The organism is Candidatus Babeliales bacterium, assembly GCA_019749895.1.
Lineage (GTDB): Bacteria > Babelota > Babeliae > Babelales > RVW-14 > AaIE-18.
In genome coordinates, this window is record JAIEPG010000002.1 from 219,888 (window position 1) to 241,141 (window position 21,254).

16 protein-coding genes are annotated in these 21,254 nt (G+C 41.0%); 11 read left to right on the forward strand and 5 right to left on the reverse strand.

From position 1 onward, the window contains the following. Positions 1-81 precede the first annotated feature (81 nt). On the forward strand, positions 82-1,896 hold the full coding sequence (locus K2W90_02005; protein ID MBY0353115.1) for a hypothetical protein: 1,815 nt from the start codon (positions 82-84) through the stop codon (positions 1,894-1,896). Here the strand turns inward: K2W90_02005 and K2W90_02010 are convergent. The 3 genes from K2W90_02010 to K2W90_02020 all read right to left on the reverse strand — a co-directional run bounded on the left by K2W90_02010 (position 1,893) and on the right by K2W90_02020 (position 5,983). Beyond that, positions 1,893-3,218 carry a DUF1015 family protein gene (locus K2W90_02010; GenBank protein ID MBY0353116.1) on the reverse strand — a complete coding sequence of 442 codons (1,326 nt, stop codon included), beginning with the start codon at positions 3,216-3,218 and terminating at the stop codon, positions 1,893-1,895. The two genes, K2W90_02005 and K2W90_02010, sit on opposite strands and share 4 nt — an antisense overlap. A gap of 93 nt (positions 3,219-3,311) precedes the next feature. Continuing rightward, positions 3,312-4,769 carry a WD40 repeat domain-containing protein gene (locus tag K2W90_02015; GenBank protein ID MBY0353117.1) on the reverse strand — a complete coding sequence of 486 codons (1,458 nt, stop codon included), beginning with the start codon at positions 4,767-4,769 and terminating at the stop codon, positions 3,312-3,314. A 23-nt stretch (positions 4,770-4,792) separates the two neighbouring features. Continuing rightward, complete coding sequence (locus K2W90_02020) at positions 4,793-5,983, reverse strand: hypothetical protein (protein ID MBY0353118.1); 1,191 nt, start codon at positions 5,981-5,983, stop codon at positions 4,793-4,795. Between the two features lie 407 nt (positions 5,984-6,390). Here K2W90_02020 and K2W90_02025 point away from each other — a divergent pair, with 407 nt between their 5' ends. From K2W90_02025 to K2W90_02035, 3 genes are all read left to right on the forward strand, one after another. Beyond that, positions 6,391-6,699 carry a co-chaperone GroES gene (locus tag K2W90_02025; protein ID MBY0353119.1) on the forward strand — a complete coding sequence of 103 codons (309 nt, stop codon included), beginning with the start codon at positions 6,391-6,393 and terminating at the stop codon, positions 6,697-6,699. A 30-nt stretch (positions 6,700-6,729) separates the two neighbouring features. After that, complete coding sequence (gene groL, locus K2W90_02030) at positions 6,730-8,364, forward strand: chaperonin GroEL (GenBank protein MBY0353120.1); 1,635 nt, start codon at positions 6,730-6,732, stop codon at positions 8,362-8,364. Positions 8,365-8,502: 138 nt separating this feature from the next. Next, entirely contained in the window at positions 8,503-9,804 is a 1,302-nt protein-coding gene (locus tag K2W90_02035; GenBank protein MBY0353121.1) for a hypothetical protein, read from the forward strand. 51 nt (positions 9,805-9,855) lie between these two features. Here K2W90_02035 and K2W90_02040 read toward each other — a convergent pair whose 3' ends face one another. Then, on the reverse strand, positions 9,856-10,965 hold the full coding sequence (locus tag K2W90_02040; protein ID MBY0353122.1) for a hypothetical protein: 1,110 nt from the start codon (positions 10,963-10,965) through the stop codon (positions 9,856-9,858). A 397-nt stretch (positions 10,966-11,362) separates the two neighbouring features. Here K2W90_02040 and K2W90_02045 point away from each other — a divergent pair, with 397 nt between their 5' ends. From K2W90_02045 to K2W90_02075, 7 genes are all read left to right on the forward strand, one after another. Then, the gene (locus K2W90_02045) at positions 11,363-12,793 is read left to right on the forward strand and encodes a hypothetical protein (GenBank protein MBY0353123.1); all 1,431 of its coding nucleotides are present in this window, start codon (positions 11,363-11,365) and stop codon (positions 12,791-12,793) included. Positions 12,794-12,893: 100 nt separating this feature from the next. Further along, positions 12,894-14,066 carry a dicarboxylate/amino acid:cation symporter gene (locus K2W90_02050; GenBank protein ID MBY0353124.1) on the forward strand — a complete coding sequence of 391 codons (1,173 nt, stop codon included), beginning with the start codon at positions 12,894-12,896 and terminating at the stop codon, positions 14,064-14,066. A 484-nt stretch (positions 14,067-14,550) separates the two neighbouring features. Continuing rightward, positions 14,551-17,067: a ribonucleoside-diphosphate reductase subunit alpha gene (locus K2W90_02055; protein ID MBY0353125.1), complete on the forward strand. Its 2,517-nt coding sequence runs from the start codon at positions 14,551-14,553 to the stop codon at positions 17,065-17,067. A gap of 47 nt (positions 17,068-17,114) precedes the next feature. Further along, positions 17,115-18,125, forward strand: a complete 1,011-nt coding sequence (locus K2W90_02060) for a ribonucleotide-diphosphate reductase subunit beta (GenBank protein ID MBY0353126.1) — start codon at positions 17,115-17,117, stop codon at positions 18,123-18,125. 61 nt (positions 18,126-18,186) lie between these two features. After that, positions 18,187-19,056, forward strand: coding sequence for a non-homologous end-joining DNA ligase (ligD, locus tag K2W90_02065; GenBank protein ID MBY0353127.1), 870 nt, complete (start codon positions 18,187-18,189; stop codon positions 19,054-19,056). 69 nt (positions 19,057-19,125) lie between these two features. Next, the gene (locus K2W90_02070) at positions 19,126-19,716 is read left to right on the forward strand and encodes a hypothetical protein (GenBank protein ID MBY0353128.1); all 591 of its coding nucleotides are present in this window, start codon (positions 19,126-19,128) and stop codon (positions 19,714-19,716) included. 9 nt (positions 19,717-19,725) lie between these two features. Continuing rightward, complete coding sequence (locus tag K2W90_02075) at positions 19,726-20,637, forward strand: ankyrin repeat domain-containing protein (protein MBY0353129.1); 912 nt, start codon at positions 19,726-19,728, stop codon at positions 20,635-20,637. 11 nt (positions 20,638-20,648) lie between these two features. Here K2W90_02075 and K2W90_02080 read toward each other — a convergent pair whose 3' ends face one another. After that, the gene (locus K2W90_02080) at positions 20,649-21,188 is read right to left on the reverse strand and encodes a dihydrofolate reductase family protein (protein MBY0353130.1); all 540 of its coding nucleotides are present in this window, start codon (positions 21,186-21,188) and stop codon (positions 20,649-20,651) included. Between the last annotated feature and the right edge of the window lie 66 nt (positions 21,189-21,254).

Here is a 21,254-nt window from a genome sequence, read left to right on the forward strand (position 1 = left end):
GCTTTCTTAATTACACGCTTTTAGCTATACTTTTCCCTTTCTAGCTTCGTATTATTTTTGTACATTACCAAGGTTTTAATCATGAGTTATGTGTTCTGGGCACCAATAAAACAGTGGTGCTGGTTATTAATGTTTGTGCTCTTTTCCACATGTTCGGCTCATGCAGAGTCGGTAACAGAAATGCCTGTTATTTCTTTTTTTGAACAGCGTGATTTAGAACTTTCTGGTTCCTTAAATCAATCGCATCAGGGTGTTGTTGCCAAACTTGGCATACCGCAAACTATGTTTGGGCAAGAGTTTTTAACACGGGTTTTTACCAATCCAACGGCTAATGTAAACGTACTGGAAAAGCGTCAAACTGCTATTCGTGAGCTTGTTGAAAACGCACACCTTTTGAGTGATATTAACAATCTTCTTGGCAATATAAAAACTAATCAGCACGGTATAGACTTTTTTTTGAATAAAGGATTAGATCCGTCTACTCAATACATTTTGGATGCCTACTATTATTCTGCGACGTTGTTACGTTCGTACAATGACAGCCCTCTTGCGCTTACGTTGCGCGATATTTTCAAAAAATTTGGTTTATTTATGCCCGTCATTGAGCACCTGCTTTTTCATTTTGCCATGGACTATATTCAGCAGGCAATTGCTGGCGATAAAAAGCATGGGCATTGCCATGATCATAAACATAAACATAAGCATGGCCATGGGCATGGGGATGGTCATTCGTGCATGATGGACCATCTTGAGCCTGCCAAAGATTCAAGTGTGCTGGTTCAAGGGTTTTTTATGATGCTTAAAGTTGGGCATTTTGGTATGCATGCGATTAGTATTTATGAAATGGTTGAGCATGTTAAAGCTCAGGTAGCGGTTCTTAATTATGTGCACAGCAATATTATAGCCGTACAGCAGTGCTTAGAAACGATTAATAAACTTTCCGAATATATTAACAATAACGAAGCGTTGGCGTATGTAAGGCCAAAATTGTCTAGTTTATTGCAACAAGAAGCAACAAGTGAGTTGATTACCTTACTCAAAAGCGGTGCTTTTGAGTTTGATGATGAACTTGGTTTCTTTTCTGCCGTTGGTTCAACGTTGCGTGTTCATGCGCTCCTTAAAGAACAGGTACAGTTGTTTAAGAATGTTTTAGAAGCGGTTGGTGAGTTGGATGCGTATGCAACGCTTGCTCGCTTGGTAATGCAGCATCAAGAAAATGAGGCACGCATGTGCTTTGTGCGTTTTAAGCATGATGCACAAAAGCCGTCGTTGGTTATGAATGGCGTGTGGAATATTATGCTCAATGCTCAGACCGTAACAACCAACAATGTAGTACTTGGTGCTGAAAATATTCCGGCTATGATGATTGTTACTGGTCCCAACAAAGCCGGTAAATCAAGTGTTCTTAAAGCCTTGGGTATTAATATTATTTTGGCTCAATCGTTTGGTATTGCGTGTGCCCATGATGTTGAAATGACGCCGTTTGATGCCCTTATTACTTACATAACCGTGACTGATGACATCTCGTGCGACACATCGTTAATGGTTGCTGAGCTGGCACGTGCCGACAGTTGCTTAAAAAAGATTCAAGCGCTTGAGCAGGGCAAATTTGCGTGTGCATTGGTTGATGATTCGCTTTTCAAAGGTACTACCTTTCAAAAACGCGAAGAGTTGGCATACCAATTTGTTGAAAATTTGGGTAGCTCTGGGCGTGTTTGTGGCATGGTTGCTACTCACACCATGCAACTAACGCAGTTGGCTCAGTGCGACAATCAAATGTTCTTTAATGCTTGTATACCAACGTTTAAAACTGTTGATGGTAAAGTTGCAAGCACGTTTACCTTGATGCCTGGTATTGCAAACCCCGATAATGTTTTGGCGCTTGTTCAAGCTTAGTTCCCACAGCGTATGACTAACCCAGGTCTAATTTTTGGTTCAAACCAGGTTGCTTTTGCTGGCATAAGTTGCCCAGCGTCTACCACGTCCATCAGTTGTTGTGACGAAATTGGGTAGAGTGCAAAAGCAATCTGCCAACCGCCTTGCCGACACTCCCGCTCAAGCTCTTGTGTGTTTTTGAGTCCGCCAATAAACTCAATATCTTGATCAATAATTAATCTGCGTACCTTAAAAAATGGTCTGAGTAGCAGTTCGTCTAAGATGGTAATATCAAGTGATTCAACAGGATTATTTTGGCGCATGGCAATAAATTTTTCTTGCAGGTGCAGGCTGTACCAGGTACCGTCCAGCAACATGCCCAGCTCGTGTACGTGCTTTGGTTCTGCAAGTTGTGCTACGTCAACGCGTTTTACGCGAAATGATTTTTTTACCACATTTAAAAATGCGTAGGTACTAATCCCTGAAAGACTTTTTAAAAGGCGGTTGTATGCCAAAATGGCAATTGATGTGTCAGAAAACAATGCAGCTAAAATATGGTGATAAAAGGGATTGTTGGGTTCTTTTTTGAAAAGCTGGTTAGCCGATGCGCTCCGGTGATGGCCATCGGCAACGTATAAAGCAGTAAGGGCTGCAAAATTTTGTGCAAGTTGATTTATTGTTTTATGGTCATTAATAACCCATAGTTGATGTATTGCCTCATCTTCAGTAATAATTTGCTGGCTTGGTTTGTTTCTTGCAATAGTTTCAATAATTATATCGATTGTTGGGTTATTTTTGTAGGTTAGCACAATTGGATCTATCTGTGCCTGCTGAATTTTGGTAAACGTTGTTACTGCTCTTTTTTTTGCTGAAATTATTTTTTCGTGCGGTTTAATGAGGCCGTCTCGATAATTTTGCAACGCAAGCTCACCAATAATGCCATACATTTTTTTGTTATTTTTTTGTTGGCAGTAAAGATAATAAGCAGGTTGGGTATCTTGTTGAATAATGTTCTTTTCTATCAGTTCATTCAGATACTCTTTGCCTTTGCTAGCTGCCGTTTTAGTATATAATTCTGAGTCGGGCATAAGATTGATGTCTGGTCGAATGATGTGAATAAAATTTTCTGGATGAGTACGTGCAAATTCATGCGCATAGGTTGGGTTCATTGAGTTGTAAGGCGGGCAGGTAAAGCTTTTGATAGATTCAGGTGCTGGTCGCCAGCCCTGAAAAGGTCTGAAATCGATTGTTGGATTGTGTGTAATTGTGTGCCTGGTTCCCCAAACTTCTTGGGCCAAACACAACAACAATAATAAAAAAATTGATTTTTTTTTCCCAAGCATACAAAAGCCCCCTTTTCCCATCTTTTTTACTTTTTAAAGATTGTAATGTTAACTATAGCAAAATGAAGGGGCTCTTTTCTAGAACCGAAAAAATTACTTTCTACGGTGGCGTTTGGTATTTTCTTGCTGTGGTTCTGGTTGCTCTGTGCGTTTGCTTGAATCATCAATAACTTCTGTAGGTTGACTATCAGAAGAAGAGCTACTTGAAACACTTGAGCTTGTTTGTTGGTAGATTTGTGTTTTGATTGCTGGAAAAAAGTTTTGTAATAGTGTGGGCATGGTATTAAAAATGGGATACCAAGAATAATCTATTATTCCAGGTTCTAAGTTAAGTACCACGCTTTCAGTAAGTTTTTGAAAAAGACATAATTCTTGTAAGGTGCGAGGCAAAAATTGCAGAGTAATTTTTCCATACAAATTGCCGGTAACAAGTGTATTTTTGCCTAGTGTTGTTAAGCAGGTAAGTCTATCGTTTTCTAGTGCACGAGGCTTCCAGGTTGTTCCTCTTTCGTTAACCCACAATGTTATATAATTTTTATCAAGAGCAAAAAAAGTACTATTATCTAAAATGGACAGAGATGTTATTGCTGTTTGAGGATACGCTGGGTTTTCAATATCGGTAACCCATATCCATGAGCCGTCATAGTTGCGGCGCCACAGTTTAATAACGCCGTCGTTAGCTCCGCTGATAAAAGTATTATCGGTAAGTTTTGCAAGGCAGCAAACGGTGCCATGGTGTTGGTGTTCGCCGGTAAGGTGGGTGGTGCAGAGCCATTGACCTTCTTGGTTGAGCGTCCATATTTTTATAGTACCGTTCCAAAAGCCCGTGGCAATAGTCTGATCGTCAAGTTTTAGCGCTGTGCCAAACCAGTTATTATCAACAAGGTTGGTTGAGTTGGTCCAGATATTATCACTATTTTTTGTCCATACGCATACTGTGGTTGAGAAGTTAATAGTTAGGAATGTTTTTTCGTTAACAGCAATTGTAGATCTGAATGGCGCAATGATGGTGGTAATATCACGTGCGTCCCATTCATTAGTTTCACTATTTTTTATCCATTCCTGCGTTTGTTCATCGCTGCTTGTAATTATGTTGTTTTTATCAAGAATGACGGCAGCGTTTATTCTTTTATCATGAGACAATGCCGTTTGTTGCCAAATTCCTTCATTGTTTTCGTAAAGATAAGCTCCTTGGAGCAAACCAAGAGCAATAAATAAAGTATTATCAAAAGGTATCAGTGTGTTGGCAAAAAAATTAGGCGCTTGAACTATGCTTGATGAGTCTAACTTTTTTTCTTTGCAGTAGTTAACAATCATGAACAAGAGTTCGCTACCAGGCATAAGATTATGCAAGTAAGATAGTGGCCCTTGCCGGTCAACTGGCCGAGCAAGATCTGCAGTTTTTATCAAATGAGCAAGGTCTGGGCTGTGTTGGCTCATTGCCGTTCCTGCCAGCGATCTGAGCGATGGAACTCTTGATGGCTCTGCTGCGCCAAAAAGTGGCGTGTTGAGGGTAAGAGCGATGAGCGAAAGTGATAAAAAGCGTTTCATGATAACCTCTATAATTTTTATTTTTAACGATCTCGTTTTGCGTCTGTGCGCTTTGTCGTTTGTTGTATTTCTGTTTCTTCATTGCTTACATGGTCATCATCGTTTGAGCTTGATTGAAGCAATGACTCAAGGCTTAATCCGTCGAACATTCTTGCAAGTTCGCTTTCTATATCAGGTAGAGTTTCGGTTCTTGCTGAACTGCGCGGTGCTTGATGGCGCTTGGTTGTTTTTACTGTTTTAGGGAATAATGCTTTCATGGTTTCTTCAAAAGCATAGTCTGTGCCAGTATTTTCTTTGCCTAGTGTTTGTCGCTTGGTTGGTTGTTTTGATGGCGTGCTTGTGTTGAGGCGTTTTGTTACCTTTATTGTGATTGATGGTAGGTGTATTTTGAGCTGCGGTGCTAGGTTTTCTAGAATGGTATACCATCCATCGTGGAGTTCTACGGTGCCGCTTTTATCTATAAGTTTCATGAGCAGTATGAGCTCAAGGCAGTTTGGCAGGTGCCATGCCTGCGCAATGCCAGTTAAAGAAAGTGTTGCGACGCTATTGGTGCTCAATCTAAAAACTTGTTTGCTGCCTTGTGCAAAGGAAAAAACCGTATTCCACTGCTTTGTATCTTCGTTGTATACACATATTTTTGCACAGTTGATATCAATAAAAATGATAATTTTTTTTGATATTTTTATTATGTTGAATCGGTCTTGACCGAGAGAGTTTCTCTTTATTACCTCATCCATGAAATCTTGTCCGACATAAAAAGAACTGATTTCTGAAAGTCTATTATTTTGTTTGTTAAAATACCAAGCACACATGAGTTTTTGTTTTGGCATGTATCCAGATGGAGTATCAGTAAACCTATTTGATTCAACAAAAACATGAGAGTCTTCAAAGATGCTTGCTATGTGTGTGACGTCGTGACCGAGAAAAACTGGTTCTTGTGAGAGTAAAGTATGAGCCTTTGGAAGGTGGTAAAGAGCTGCTCGCATGGCTTCTTCTTCATCTTGATTCATAAAAACTGGAGGAGCGAGGTGGAGTGAATTCTGATCTAAAAATTCTTGAGCACGTGCTGTTGTACTTTTTATTCCAGGCATTGCGCTTGAACTACTTGAACTACTGCTTGATGAGCTAGTGTAGCTTGAGCTGCTTGCTGCAGGATTTGCTACTGGCAGGGCCAGCGTAAGAGCGATGAGCGAAAGTGATAAAAAGCGTTTCATGGTAACCTCCTGAAACAATAAAACAAAAATTACAAACTGATAATATTAATTATATATATTTTTAAATAAAAGTAAAATGACAATGTCGATAAAAATACAAAAATGGCCTTTTTTGAATATTTTTTTGCTTTCTTATCGAAAAATGGCAAAAACTGGCGTTTTTTAAATGGTTAAAAAAGGGTGTTTTTGTATGATTTTTCAGAGATAGGCCTGTTTGTGTTGAGCCAGTAGTGTTTTTGCTACTTTTTTGCTCCTTTAAAATCTTAAGAAAAACAGATAGAAAACTTTAGTCACTTAGTGTAGGGTGGGAATTGATTTTTCTATTTTTTGCCGTATAATTAAAAACGAATAGAAAGAGAGTTTTTTGTCAAAAATAGTTTATTTTTAACACAAAGAAGGACGATGTTATGGCAGAGACATTTAAAGGAGCTATTAAGCCCCTCTACGACCGTGTCCTGGTTAAACGCTTAGAAAGCGAACAAAAAACCCAAGGTGGTATCTACATTCCCGATACAGCGCAAGAAAAGACCCAGTTTGGGGCTGTTATTGCTGCCGGTGAAGGTAAATTGTTGGCCGACGGTTCATTGCGCCAACTTAAAGTTAAAGAAGGCGACAAGGTGCTTTTTGGCAAATTTTCAGGAACTGAAGTCAAAGTAAGTGGCGAAGAATTCTTGATTTTGCGCGAAGAAGAGATTCTTGGTCGTATTGAAGGTTAATTAACTTAGTTTTAAAAAGGTAAAACAACTATGGCAAAAAGAATTATCTTTGGCGAAGACGCCAGAGCAAAAATCTTAAAAGGTGTTAACACCCTTGCTGACGCAGTAAAAGTAACCTTGGGGCCCAAAGGCCGCAACGTTGCAATTGAAAAGTCTTTTGGTTCACCAATTATTACCAAAGACGGTGTGTCGGTTGCAAAAGAAATTGAATTAAAAGATAAGCTTGAAAACATGGGCGCACAAATGGTGCGTGAAGTTGCTTCAAAAACTGCAGATGTGGCCGGCGACGGTACCACCACGGCAACTGTTTTGGCACAAGCAATTTACCGTGAAGGCATGAAAAACGTTGCTGCAGGTTCAAACCCAATGGAAGTTAAGCGTGGGATTGATAAAGCAGTTGAAGTAGTTGTTGCTGAACTTAAAAAGCTTTCAAAATCTATTGAAAGCAAAGAAGAGATCGCACAAGTAGCTTCTATTTCTGCAAACTCCGACAAATTCATTGGCGACCTGATTGCCGATGCAATGGACCGCGTGGGTAGACACGGCGTTATTACCGTTGAAGAAGCAAAAGGCATTGAAAGCGGTTTGGACGTTGTTGAAGGTATGCAGTTTGACCGTGGTTACATCTCTCCTTATTTTGTAACTAATCCAGAAAAGATGGAAACGGTTTTGGATCACCCTGCTATTTTGATTTGCGAAAAGAAGTTGAGCAGCATGAAAGATATGTTGCCAATCCTTGAGCACGTTGCAAAGCAAGGTAAACCACTCATGATTATTGCTGAAGATATTGAAGGCGAAGCGCTTGCAACCTTGGTTGTAAACAAAATGCGCGGCACGCTCAATGTGGCAGCAGTTAAAGCGCCTGGTTTTGGTGATCGTCGTAAAGCGATGTTGCAAGATATTGCAGTATTGACCGGCGGCCAAGTGGTTTCTGACGATCTTGGTATTAAGCTTGAAAGCTTGACCATGGCAGACCTTGGTAGCGCCAAAACGGTTCGCGTAACCAAAGACAATTGCGTTATTGTAGACGGCAAGGGCGATGCGGCTTTAATTAAAGCACGCGTTGCGCAAATTAATGTTGAAATGGAACAAACAACATCAGACTACGACAAAGAAAAGTTGCAAGAACGTCTTGCAAAGCTTTCTGGTGGTGTTGCCGTTATCAAGATTGGTGCCGCAACTGAAACAGAAATGAAAGAAAAGAAAGACCGCGTTGACGATGCATTGCACGCAACACGTGCTGCGGTAGAAGAAGGTATTGTTGCAGGCGGCGGACTTGCATTGCTTCGCGCACAAGCGGCTTTAGACAACCTCAAGCTTGAAGGCAACGAGCGCATTGGCGTGGGCATTATTAAGCGTGCGTTGGAAGAACCTGCGCGTATTATTGCATCAAACGCTGGCTACGAACCATCAGTTGTTGTTGATCGTGTCAAGAATGTCGAACAAGGCAACGTTGGTTTTGATGCTCGCACTGAAACCTACACCGACTTGGTAAAAGCCGGCGTTGTTGATCCAACTAAAGTAACGCGTTGTGCATTGCAAAATGCAGCATCTATTGCTGGGTTGTTGTTAACAACTGAAGCAATGGTTTGTGAGATTGCTGAAGAAAAATCTGCTGCACCACAAGCTGGTGGACATCCTGGCATGATGCCTGGCATGTACTAAGAGTTAGTAACTCAGCATTTACGTTTAAAAGGGCACGATTTCTCGTGCCCTTTTTTTGTTGACTTTTCAGGTGTCTCAATTACAACATTGGAGGGATAAAATTACAAATTACGAGGTTTTATTTTTAGGAGTGTTTTTGTGTTGAAGAAATATTTAGTTTTGATCACCTTATTTTTTGGTTGTCCCTATGGTTTGTATGGCGCCTTTTCTCAATTGGATAGCATGCAAATATTTCGTGCGATTGCGGGAATTGATTTTAGTATGCCTATTGGGAGTTTGTTGCAGTTAAAGGACAGCAGAAATCATATTCAATTTTTTGCTCAAAAAATAAAACCAATGGTTGATTTGGATATTTCAAGCATGTTGCCACCAGGGCAGTCAATTGTTGCTGTGGGCGGTATTGAAGGTAATGTTTTTGTTGCAAGTAATTCCGTGTCTGGCCATGGCCGCATAGATTGTTTTTTTAGAGGTCAGCGCACACGTTATCAGTACGATCAGTCTGTTCTTGCTGCTTGTTTGTGTGACAACAAAACAGGTCTTGCCGTTTTGTTGTCGGATGGCTCTCTTGATATTTGCTCGTCTGTTGATGTTTCATCTGCTAAGCGTTTGTTTATAAAACTTAACACACCGCTTACCAAGCCCCTGAAATGGGCAGATTCATTGCAATGGTTTGAAGACAAAAAATTTTTCATGTGTGTTGCTGATGAGAAGTTGTTTGGTTGGTCGCTTGAAGAAGGTTGTGGCGATAAATTGCAAGACGAATATGCGCCTGATTTATGTGCTTTGCTAGACGGTACGTTGATCATAAGCGAAGATGATAAGCTTTTTAGAGATTATTTAGATTGTGGCAAGCGTGTTGAGTTGTGTTCAGTGGCAAACGTTCAGTATCACCTCGCTTGTTCAGCTCCTGGCTGTTTTGTATTTGTAGCGGTGGCGTGTGGGTTTGGTAGTGAGGCTTGTTTAAGAGTTTTTAGTATGCTGGATAACTCTTGTGTCATGTCTAAAAAATTGCAGCTTCCGGGTTCTGAATACGTAACCGGGCTGGCATTTATTAACAGTAATCGGGAAATTTTGCTGAGCTTTTCAAATGGGCGCATGGCTATTTTTGATTGTAAATCTCAAGAAATTACCCATACTTTTGAGAGTGGCAATCAGCACATAATCTCACATTCGTGCGATAATAAAATAGTTTTTTCCGATCATACTTATGTTTTTACGCGCAACCCTCAAACGGGTTCGGTCAAGCGTTGGAAAGCAGGCAGTGGGTTTAATTTTGCCGAACAAGTGTTGATTTTTGAGTTGCAACGCCGGCAGGGTTTGTTTTCTCGCATGCCAAATATGCACGATACGTGGCGTCAAGTATTTGCTTGTTTGCCGGAGTCTGTTGGTGAAGAGTTGAGACGAGGGTTTTTCTGTCGTGGTGGTTGTGCAATTTTGTAGCAATAAAAAAAAGAGCCGCTTTTTTAAAGCGGCTCTTTTTTTTATAATTGTTTAGACGGAGCGAACTATTGTTACCCATAGCATCGAAACGAAGCTGAGTAGTGCGATCAACGTTGCTGATTCTACCGTCTCGAAAGGTTTGCTGAATGATGGGTCTAATTCTTGGCACATATCCATGTCGGGGTTAACCATAAGACAACCAGGTCTTTGGTGGTCTTGATAACGAATGGCTCCGCGTGTTGAACTGTCCCTGAAGCGGCCATAAAATGATCCTGCTGTCCAAACAACAAGTGCCAAGGTGATAATCCCAGAGATTAACAGTGTATTTTCTTTTATAAAAGTTCCGGTTCTGCGGATGTTGTTGACGTTGACTACTCTTCTAGTGCCTGACGCAATGACTGGTAGACTTTGGATTACCATATTTCCACTCGCTAGAGCGAGCGGTGCAAGTAACCTTGTTGTTCTGGTTATTCCCCTCGTTGTTAATCTTGTTGCTGTTGCGCTAATGTGCGCAAGACGGGCGATCAAAGCTGGGCTTGTGCGCGCTACATATGCCATTGCTTGTACGGTGATGGTGAGTGTACGCATGACGATTGGCGTTAGTTCAGGTCTGTTCTCTGCTATCCAGATGGCTGCTGTTACCATATGGCGCAATGTTTGGCCAAGAAAGTTTTTCGTTGTTCGACTTGTGTTTCTCAAGGCGGCGTCCACTGCTCTTGCTGCGGCAATTATGTGTGGCTGTGCTTGTCTTCCCGCTCTGGTTGCCAATTGTCCTAGTTCTCTAGCGGTTGTGGTTGTTAACTGTATGGTATGAGTGGGGAGAGAAGAAAAGCTGTCGCTAAATGCTTGTTTGCCTTCTGGGCTATGGAGGGCGTCAATGAGGCGTAGTTGATGATAGTTATTGTGCTCAGATAAGATGATGCTTTGTAGAAAATGGACCATTGTGTTTTGTACATCAGGCGTATTGAGCGAAAGGTTTCCGTTATTTGCAACAAAGGTTTCTACTTCGTGAGTTAGGTATTGAGCTAAGTCTCTGATACTTACTGATGATGACCCAGCGCTTGAAGAAGCTCCCGGACTTGAAGATGCGCCAAAAAGTTGGGCATGTGTAAAGTTTAATAATAAGCCAGAAATGACTAAAAGTTTTGTGATAAGTTTCATGATAATAACCTCTTAATAAAAAGAGCGCCAGATGTGTCTGGTACTCATAACCTCATTTTTTGACATAGTTTTAGCCGGGATGTAATTTCATTATTACTAATAGTATATTTTTTTCAATATTTGTCAAGTTGTAGTACTGCTTATTTAATGGAAAACGCGCTATTTGATGTAAAAAACGCAATTTTTAAGGCTAGAAATATGAGAAAAGACTAAAAAACAGGTCAATGTGAGTTTAATAATAATAGTACTTTTGGGGCTATTTTGCCCTTTTTTTAAGCACATTCTTTTTTGATGTTGAGGTAGTCTAGCCCGGCTTTTTACTTGTCATCAAAACCTGCACATGATACCCTGGAGAGCAAAATTTTTTAGGCCACCAGTAAGTTTTTAGGAGAATGCGATGATTAAATCAAACCTGCTTATGTTTTTGCTTCTGGCTATGTGTGGCCAGCGGGTGCTTGGAGTTCCCACTGCTTCAGGTTCAGTAACTATTTTAGAGCGTGGTATTGATTTTGAAAAGCCCATACCGCAAGATTTGCGCAATCTACAAAAAGGCTCTCTCGAGCATAGGGCCCTTGCGGCAGATGTGCTGCCGCTTGAGATCTTGGAGGTGGAGAAAGGAGGTTTTCACCACGGCGGCTTTTTTGATGATAACCGGTTTTGGACTATGCGAGAGAGCGGAGAATTTCATATATGGCATTTTAATGGTGAATCACTTTCTTTAGTAAAAGAGGCATTTTTTGGAGATGCTTTAGTGGCGGCATTCTTAAATGCCGAAAAAACACATCTTATAAAAGTTTCGGGTGATGAAATTCTAACGATTATAAATTTAGCAGACAGTTTGGTCGAAAATGAAATCGAGTTGCCAGCCGGAATGTGGGATGCTATCGACATACGTTATTTCTATAAAAAAATTATTTTCCTTGCCGCAGAGTTATCGTTTGATGATGATACCAAAAAAAAGGGATGGTTGTTGTGGGACTTGCAAGCAAATGCCAATCATCTTATGATGTTCAAAGAAATTGAGAAGGCAGATGAGTTAGCATTTCTGCCAGCTGCAAGCGCCGTGATTATGGCCTGCGATGGTGAGTTGACATGGATTTCTCTCAACGATAAAAAAGGTCATGTTTTTGGTGAATACCCTGAACCATTAACTGCTTTGTTTTGTTTTGGAGATGAAAAATTTCTTGTGGCAGTTGGTCGTTCAACTGTTCAATTTTTTTCACGAGAGCATCATGATATGTCGTTTACGTTGCTTGGAACTATTGTTTCAGATGATGAAGACAATCAGCCTATTGTTGGTTTTGCATTAACGAATGGCGGTCAACATTGTATTATAAGACACGCCGAGACAGAATATTCAGAAATTTTTGATGTAAAAACGAAAAAGCGTATAGCAACAATTAAGCTGGTGACATACTCTTTTGATGGAGCCCCAAACCAGGAATACTTTTTGGGCTGTAATGAAAACGAGGACTTGGTTGTAAAGCACCGAAAAAAAGATGATGCAGATATTTTTGATATTACAAAAGATTATGATGGAGTTGAACTTTGGGCCGCCGGCACTTATTTTACTCCTGTTCAACAATGTTTGCTCAGAGAATTACAGATGCTCCCTGCTTCAAATCGCTTAAACCTTTCGCGTGAATGGATAGAGGTTTTTGAAGGTTTGCCAGTCTTGATAAAAGAAAAATATCGAGGCAATATTCAATCCCTTTTACAAAAAGTTTCTGAACCAGTTGAGTCATCAAGCTTGAGTACCGGCACGCTGGTGGCAGCCGCAGTGTTGTGTGGGCTTGTTATTCTTGGTTCTTATGGGTTGAGTTGCTAAGCTTTTAACTGATTTTTGTAACCGGTTTTTTGCTTGTCATCAAAACCTGCACATGATACCCTAGAAACAAATATTATTCACACAAAAACAAGGAATTTTTATGGCTCTGCGCATTTCTTTGCCCATGCGGTTATTGTTGGTAATTGTTGGTGTTCTTCTTTTGGGCAATTTAGTGCCAGTTGCGGCTACGCAGTTCTTTTTTACTATCAGTTTGGTGTTTAAAGAACTTCTTGGCTTTTTGTTACCATTCGTTATTTTTTCATTTGTTCTTTCCGGTATTCTTTCGCTTAAAAGCAGAGCGCCGTTAATTTTGGGCATTTTGATTGCCAGTGTTTTTCTTTCCAACTTTGTTGTTGCACTAGCAACGTATGGGGCGGTGATTTTTTTGGCGCCAAGTTTAATTGGTTCAATGGCTACCGATGTTGTTGGCCAGTGTGCCGTAGTAAAGCCGCTTTTTGCTTTCAACTTGCCAACACTCATTCGTTCAGAGCATGCGCTTTTGTTGGCGCTGGGGCTTGGCATACTTGGTTCATTTAAGCGTTGGCCGCAGGGTGAGCGCATGGTTATGGGCCTGAAAAGTTTTATTGAAAAGTTTTTGCTTAACTATTTTATACCACTGTTGCCGCTTTACGTTGTGGGCTTTTTGCTCAAAATGAATTATGAAGGTGTTTTTGTATCGCTCATTCAGCAGTACAGCGGTGCTTTCATTTTGATTGTTGCTATTCAATTAAGCTTCTTGGCGGTCTATTATTTCTTGGCTGCTCACTGCTCGTGGGACAAGGCGCTGCACGCAATTAAAAACGCATTACCAAGTTATTTGACTGCTTTTGGTACCATGTCGAGCACGGCTACGGTTCCAGTTTCGGTTGAGTGTGCGGTAAAAAACACGCACAACCGCCCGTTGGCGCAAGTTGGTATGCCCATCATGGCCAACGTTCATTTGTTGGGCGACAGCATTAGTACGCCAATTTTGGCAATTATTTCTATGCATCTTTTTTTGGGATACGTGCCAAACTTTACCCAATATTTTGTTTTTGTTCTTTATTTTGGGATTAGCATGTTTGCCGTTTCAGGAATTCCTGGTGGCGGTATTATTGTCATGATTCCTATCTTAAAATCGGTACTGGGCTTTACGCCCTCAATGATCAGTTTAATTACGGCTCTGTATTTGTTGCTCGACTCATTTGGTACTGCTGCCAATGTGATGGGCGATGGGGCATTGATTATGGTCATTAATCGTATTTTGAAAAAATTTGGGATCTCGTCGGAATAATTTTTCGCCGTGTCATTTTTTTTATTGCACGAACAGAGTATTGATTTTTTGTATGAATAATATAAAACCTTACCATCATCAAAATCTTATTTTGTCGTAAAAGTGGCAACGCCCTTCCAGCCAAATTTTTTTTAGAAAAAATGTATGTTGGTAAAAAACAAGTTTGGTTTTTGATAAAAAATAATACAAAAAATATTTAACGTTACTAAATTTTTTTGTTCTTATTTTTTCAAAAATCAGCTTGAAATTTTTTATTGAAAAACATTGAAAAGTAGCGCTGTTACGGCATCTTTTAGATAATTAAAATTTTGTTTGATTGTGTGGGGGTAACCTGCTAGATTATACTCCAGATTTGAAAAGAGAGAATTTTCTTTTTGAAAATGAAAAAAAATAAAAGCAAAAAAAGGGGGGCTCTCGGGGTAGTGAGCCATTACAACCTAAGACCATAAAGTGTGAACGTAAAAATGTTGAAGAAAGGAATAGCATGAGCAGTACCAATGGAGTTTTTTCTGATTCGGTAAAAAGACAAGGAGACCTCCTTTTAGATGCATTCAACTTTCGTGTGGGCAAACGCAAGGGCGAAGATGTTGCTTTTGATCGTCTTAAAATTGAACAGGCAATTCGACGTTGCTGTGCCGAGTGCTTGCAAGATGTTTCAGTTGATTTGATTGTTGAAGAGTTGATGCGCAATATTTACGATGGCATTCCAACAAAAGATTTGGAACGAGCGTTAATTTTGGCGGCAGTAGCACTCATGGAGCGTGATCCTGCGTACGATGTTTTGGCAGCACGTCTTTTTTTACAACGGATTTATAAAGAAATTATTGGTATTTCGGTTACCGAGCATACCATTGCGCAGCTCTATCAAGACCAGTTTATTATTGGCATTAAAAAAGGAATTGAAGCGGGTCGCTTAAACCCAAGATTGGCCGACTTTCCGCTTGAAGAGTTGGCAAAAAAAATGGTTATTGAGCGCGACAATTTGTTTCGCTACATGGGTATTGCAACGCTTTACGAACGCTATTTTTTGAAAGCAGAAAAGACCGTTTTAGAATTGCCGCAAGCATTTTGGATGCGTGTAGCTATGGGCTTGGCGCTTAACGAAAAAGATCAGTTAAATAAAACGGTAGAGTTTTATAACGTTCTTTCAACGTTGCGTTATGTTTCTAGTACGCCCACCCTTTTTCATGCTGCCATGGTGCATGCGCAGCTCAGCTCATGCTATCTTACGTACGTTGACGATGACTTGAATCACATTTTTAAATGCCTGCGCGACAATGCCAACCTTTCAAAATTTTCTGGTGGCATTGGCAACGACTGGACACAGTTGCGTGCAGCAGGTACGCCAATTAAAAGTATTAACGCAGACAGCCAGGGGCTTATACCGTTTTTGCGCATTGCCAACGACGTGGTTTCGGCAATTAACCGCAGTGGTAACCGCCGTGGTGCAACGTGTGCGTATCTTGAAGTGTGGCATTTGGACTATGAAGATTTCTTAGATTTGCGCCGCAACACGGGCGATGAACGCCGTCGCACGCACGACATGAATACTGCAAGTTGGATTCCAGATTTGTTTATGAAGCGTGTGCTGAGTGATGGCGATTGGACTTTTTTCTCTCCTCACGAAACGCCAGATTTGCATGGATTGTACGGTAAGAAATTTGAAGAGCGTTATGCACACTACGAATTGATGGCACTTCAAGGTAAAATTGAATTTTTTAAAGTAGTCAAAGCGCAACAATTGTGGCGCAAGATGCTCACGCGATTGTTTGAAACAGGACATCCGTGGGTAACGTTTAAAGATGCGTGCAACGTTCGTTCGCCGCAAGATCATGCCGGTGTGGTGCATTCATCAAATTTGTGTACTGAAATTACGCTCAATACCTCGCGTGAAGAAACAGCCGTGTGTAACATTGGCTCAGTAAATCTTGGCCGCCACGTTTTTGATGGTAAAATTGACGATGAGTTGTTGGCTCAAACTATTGAAACGTCAATTCGTATGTTGGACAATGTGATTGATATTAACTTTTATCCAACATCTGAAGCAAAAGCGAGTAACATGCGCCACCGACCAATTGGCATTGGCGTGATGGGTTTTCAAGATGCGCTCTTTAAAATGGATCTTTCTTTTGAAGATGAGCGTACGTTGCAGCTGGCAGACGAGTTGCAAGAAAAGGTCTCATACCACTCAATTAAAACGTCGGCATTGTTGGCACAAGAGCGCGGTGCGTATGAATCATTTAAAGGTTCAAAGTGGGACCGCAATATTTTCCCTGTTGATACATTAGATTTGCTTGAGCAAGAGCGTGGTATGCCTATTGATACACCACGCACGTGCAGTATGGATTGGGCACCAGTGCGTGCATTGGTACAAGAGCATGGTATGCGCAACTCTAATTTAATGGCTATTGCACCAACAGCTACCATTTCCAATATTGTTGGCTGTTTCCCGTCAATTGAACCGATTTACAAAAATATGTACGTTAAGGCAAACTTGAACGGTGAGTTTACCGTGATCAACCATTATTTGGTGCATGACCTGAAAAAAGCTGGCTTGTGGAGCAAAGAAATGGCCGACAAGATCAAATACTTTGATGGCAGCGTGCAAATGATTGAAGAGATTCCAACTGCGCTAAAAAATAAATATAAAGAAGCATTTGAAATTAACCAAGAATGGTTGGTCAAATTGGCAGCTCGACGTGCAAAATGGATAGATCAAAGTCAGTCACTCAACATTTTTGTGGTTGGCGCTTCGGGCAAAAAGCTTAATGATTTGTATTTTGCTGGTTGGCAAACGGGTGTTAAAACGTTTTATTACTTGCGTACCATGGCGGCTAGTCAAATTGAAAAATCTACGCTTGATGCAAAAACATTTGGCTTTACGCAAAAGCGTCAGTACGATAGCAATGCTGGTCAAAGTGGAGCTGCTCACGTGAACGTGCCAGCAACCGACGCAGCTGCGTGCAACATTGACGATCTTTCATGTGAGTCGTGCCAGTAGCTTATAAAACTTAACAAAAGAGGATAGAAATTATGCAAGGAGCACGTATGGCAAAAAGAAACACTATTTTATCAAACAGTGAGTCAACTGATCCAAATAAAATATTGCCGATGAGATACATGTGGGCGCGTCAACATTATAAAGATGGCATTGCCAATACTTGGACACCTGAAGAAGTGTCTATGCAAAAGGATATTGAGCAATGGAAATCCTCGTCAGTTTTAAATGACGACGAACGCCGCTTGATTTTGTGGAACCTTGGATTTTTTGCAACTGCAGAATCATTAACCGCAAACAACATTGTTTTGGCCGTGTATCGTCATGTGGCAAATCCAGAATGCCGACAATATTTGTTGCGCCAAGCGTTTGAAGAAGCGGTGCATACGGATACCTTTATTTATTGTTGCGATTCGCTTGGTCTTGATCCTGACTACATTTATAATATGTACAACACTATTCCATCGATTAAGCAAAAGGATGAATTTGTGGTCAACATGACCACCACTATTTTGGACCCAGGCTTTAAAATTGATGGTCCAGAAAGTATTCAACGTTTCTTGTTGGATTTAGTTGGTTTTTATGTGATTATGGAAGGCATATTTTTTTATGCTGGTTTTGCTATGATGCTTGCACTTAGACGCCAACAAAAAATGACTGGCGTTGGTGAGCAATTTGAATACATTATGCGCGACGAAAGTTTGCATTTAGCTTTTGGGTGCGATTTAATTAATACCATTAAAGTTGAGCATCCTGAAGCGTGGGACAAAGCATTTCAAGACAAAGTGGTAAGTTTAATTGAACAAGCAGTTGAGCTTGAAAAGAATTATGCTTACGATGCTTGTCCGCGTGGCTTGTTGGGCATTAACGCACAACAATTTTGCAATTATGTTGAACACATGGCAGACCGTCGCTTAGAGCGTCTTGGCTTGCCAAAAGTATACAATCAAGACAATCCATTTCCATGGATGGGTCAGGCAACCGACCTTTCCAAGGAAAAGAATTTTTTTGAAACACGCGTTACGGAATACCAATCCGCCGGCTCTCTAAGCTGGGATTAATAAAAACGAAGGGGCTTACCGCAAGGTAGGCCTCTTTTATTTTGTGGGGAAAAAAATGGACATGAAGATTGGTCGTTATCTGGTGAATGTTCCTAATCCCGAAAAAATATGGTTTCCACAAAGCAAGATAACAAAAGGCGATATCGTTGCGTACTATCCTGATATAGCGCCGTACATGTTGCCATTTATCAAAGACCGTGCACTAACGATGCATCGCTTCCCCAATGGTATTGATCATGAAGGTTTTTATCAAAAAAATATCGGCGAGCATTTTCCTAGTTGGGTTGCTTCAAAAAAAATAAAAAACAGAGAAGCTGGTTACACAACGTACGTTGTGTGTAACAATGCTGCCTCACTTGCGTATCTTGCAACACAAGCAAGCATTACGCCGCATTTGTGGCTGAGTAAAGTTGATAAACTTAATTATCCTGATCGTATGATTTTTGATTTAGATCCGTTTGATGATGATTTTGCAACCGTGCGCTGGACAGCTCTGGAACTCAAAAAGCTATTGCAAGAGATTGGTATGCCCACATTTGTTATGACAACTGGCTCGCGGGGTCTGCATGTGGTAGTGCCGCTCAAGCGCGTTGCAACATTTGATGTGGTGCGCGAATACGCGCGTTCTATTGCCACGCTTTTGGTTGACCGTTATCCAAAAAAATTAACGATTAATGCACGTAAAGAATCTCGTGGGCGCAGATTACTGATCGACTGCATGCGCAATTCGTATGGTGCTACCGCTGTCGCACCTTATGCCGTGCGCGCCATTGAAAAAGCTCCCGTGGCAACACCCATTTTTTGGGAAGAGCTGGCACGTATAACGCCGCAGCGTTTTACCATTAAAACTATTTTTAAACGATTGTTGCAAAAAGAAGATCCTTGGCAAACACTCAATAACGTTGCGTCGGTATTAAAACCGTTGTCATAATGTTGGGAGTATATGCACATACGACAAAGCTGGGTAATGGTGGGTCTCTTGTTACTGGTGGGTGTGGCAATGGTTTCAAAAACGGGTTTGAAAAAATACCAGCAGCGGCGCAATCTTAAAGAATCTGGTGAGCCGGCAGCGCGCAAAAAGTCGTCTGCAAAAAGTCTTATCTTTGTTATTCAAAAACATGCTTCAAGCCATTTGCACTACGATTTTCGTTTGGAAATTGATGGCGTGTTAAAGTCGTGGGCTGTTCCAAAAGGCCCTTCTCTTGACCCGCGCGTAAAGCGCTTGGCACTACCCACTGACGATCATCCGTACGACTATGCAACGTTTGAAGGCGTAATTCCTGAGGGAAATTATGGCGCTGGTACCGTAATGGTGTGGGACAAAGGAACGTACAAAAACATCAAAGAAAAAGATGGCACGCTGGTGCCGCTGAGCACGTGCTATGACAATGGCCATCTCGAATTTTTCTTGAAAGGTAAAAAACTTAAAGGTGCGTTTACGCTGGTGCGCACGGGCGAGGGCAACGGTGAGCGCTGGTTGCTGATCAAAATGCGTGATGAGTATGCTGATGCACGACGCAATCCGGTCAGTTCAGAGCCTGATTCTGCCAAAACAGGGCGTAGTATGAAAGAGATTGAGCAAGTTGGTTGAGGTGGTTATATGAAATTTTTTGTTTGTTGTTTTTCTTTGCTTTTTTTTATTGGGCAAGTGCAAGCGGCTGATGAAGATTTTGAGCAAGAACTAACATCTTGGTGTGCTCAACATGGAGCTTTGTTGAGGCCCTGCCTGAACGGTTTTTTTGTTGTTCCTGATAAAAGCTTTTGTTGCAAAAAAATAATAGAGATACTTGCAAGAAACATTGGTGTGCAAGAAAGGATACAACTGTTAAAAAAAGCCTTAGGCAATGCAACATTGCAAGATATTGACCAAAAAAGGGCCTTGTTTATTGCTCTTACAAAAGGTGTTATAGATCCCTATCTTTATCAGCTTGTTAAGTTCTTACACGATCGTGGTGCACAGATTGATCTTTGTGGTTCTGAGGGCAAGACCGCGTTGCATTATGCCTGTCAGCGAGAGCCTTTTTCAATAATTTTGGTTAGGGCTTTGGTTGTAACAGGGAAGGCCGGTGTTAATTTTTTTGACCAGATAGGTTATACACCCCTTGATTATTTACAGCTTCGTACTGATTCTTCAGAGCATATTACCAACGCTATAGCTTTGATGCGAAAAAATGGCGCAAAAACAAGCGAAGAGTTGATTTGTGCTCAGGTGCACGAAGAGCAGGTCTCAACAGACGAAGAAGATAATGAAGTGTTGTCTCAAGAAGAAGAAATTATTGAGACAGTTGAAGTAGTTCTAGATTCCGTTTCCTCTTCTTCTTCCCCGCAAAATTGTGCGCCTCAAGATTCTGTGCCTGAGCAGGAATCGCAAGAAATAGTGGCTCGAGAATTGATAATTGAAGCTTCAAGGCCCGAAGCCCCGGTACAACTTTCTCCAGGTATTTTGGCAATGTTTTATCCAGGGCAGGGTTGTACCTTTGCTGAAGCTGACAGGCGGGCGACTCAAAGGTAATTGGGTCGGCTTCAATTTTTTATGAAATGTTTCTGTGTAATGCCATGCGGATAGTCTGTGGAGCTTACTTTGCGAAAGCCTTTGCCGTTGACAAGATCTGGCGTAAGCGCAATGCCTTCTCTCAGATCAACTGGGATAATAGTGATGATACTTTCATTAATTAAATCAGCATCATGAAATTGTTGTACTAAATTGGCTCCGCCTTCAAGCCAGATTATACAGTTTGGCTTCTCGTGTTCTATTTTTTTCATAAAATCTTGAACATTTGTGTTTACAAACGTTATCTCAGGGTGCTCGGGCTTTTCGGTACTTTCAGTAAAAACGTACGTGTGTTTCCCTGCGTTGGGCCAATCGCCAAATGTGAGCATTTGCTCATAGGTTTTCCGGCCCATTACAATTAGATCAATCGATTGAAAAAAGTCTTTATAGCCACAGTCCATGTCTGGCGGCAAGTCTGCACAAAATGAGTTTAACCAATCAACGCCGCCGTTTTTGTCGGCAATAAAGCCATCACGACTTATTGCAATGTAAAGAATAACGTTTGTTTTCATGATACTTCTTTTTTTTAAAAAAATTTAAGAAAGGTTGTTTTCTATGGTACAAAGTGTAACGATTGT

Excerpts from the sequence above, each read along its gene's own strand:
- K2W90_02005 (MBY0353115.1), top strand. The coding sequence starts at position 82 with ATGAGTTATGTGTTCTGGGCACCAATAAAACAGTGGTGCTGGTTATTA.
- K2W90_02010 (MBY0353116.1), bottom strand. The coding sequence starts at position 3,218 with ATGCTTGGGAAAAAAAAATCAATTTTTTTATTATTGTTGTTGTGTTTG.
- K2W90_02015 (MBY0353117.1), bottom strand. The coding sequence starts at position 4,769 with ATGAAACGCTTTTTATCACTTTCGCTCATCGCTCTTACCCTCAACACG.
- K2W90_02020 (MBY0353118.1), bottom strand. The coding sequence starts at position 5,983 with ATGAAACGCTTTTTATCACTTTCGCTCATCGCTCTTACGCTGGCCCTG.
- K2W90_02025 (MBY0353119.1), top strand. The coding sequence starts at position 6,391 with ATGGCAGAGACATTTAAAGGAGCTATTAAGCCCCTCTACGACCGTGTC.
- groL (MBY0353120.1), top strand. The coding sequence starts at position 6,730 with ATGGCAAAAAGAATTATCTTTGGCGAAGACGCCAGAGCAAAAATCTTA.
- K2W90_02040 (MBY0353122.1), bottom strand. The coding sequence starts at position 10,965 with ATGAAACTTATCACAAAACTTTTAGTCATTTCTGGCTTATTATTAAAC.
- K2W90_02045 (MBY0353123.1), top strand. The coding sequence starts at position 11,363 with ATGATTAAATCAAACCTGCTTATGTTTTTGCTTCTGGCTATGTGTGGC.
- K2W90_02050 (MBY0353124.1), top strand. The coding sequence starts at position 12,894 with ATGGCTCTGCGCATTTCTTTGCCCATGCGGTTATTGTTGGTAATTGTT.
- K2W90_02055 (MBY0353125.1), top strand. The coding sequence starts at position 14,551 with ATGAGCAGTACCAATGGAGTTTTTTCTGATTCGGTAAAAAGACAAGGA.
- K2W90_02060 (MBY0353126.1), top strand. The coding sequence starts at position 17,115 with ATGGCAAAAAGAAACACTATTTTATCAAACAGTGAGTCAACTGATCCA.
- ligD (MBY0353127.1), top strand. The coding sequence starts at position 18,187 with ATGAAGATTGGTCGTTATCTGGTGAATGTTCCTAATCCCGAAAAAATA.
- K2W90_02070 (MBY0353128.1), top strand. The coding sequence starts at position 19,126 with ATGGTTTCAAAAACGGGTTTGAAAAAATACCAGCAGCGGCGCAATCTT.
- K2W90_02075 (MBY0353129.1), top strand. The coding sequence starts at position 19,726 with ATGAAATTTTTTGTTTGTTGTTTTTCTTTGCTTTTTTTTATTGGGCAA.
- K2W90_02080 (MBY0353130.1), bottom strand. The coding sequence starts at position 21,188 with ATGAAAACAAACGTTATTCTTTACATTGCAATAAGTCGTGATGGCTTT.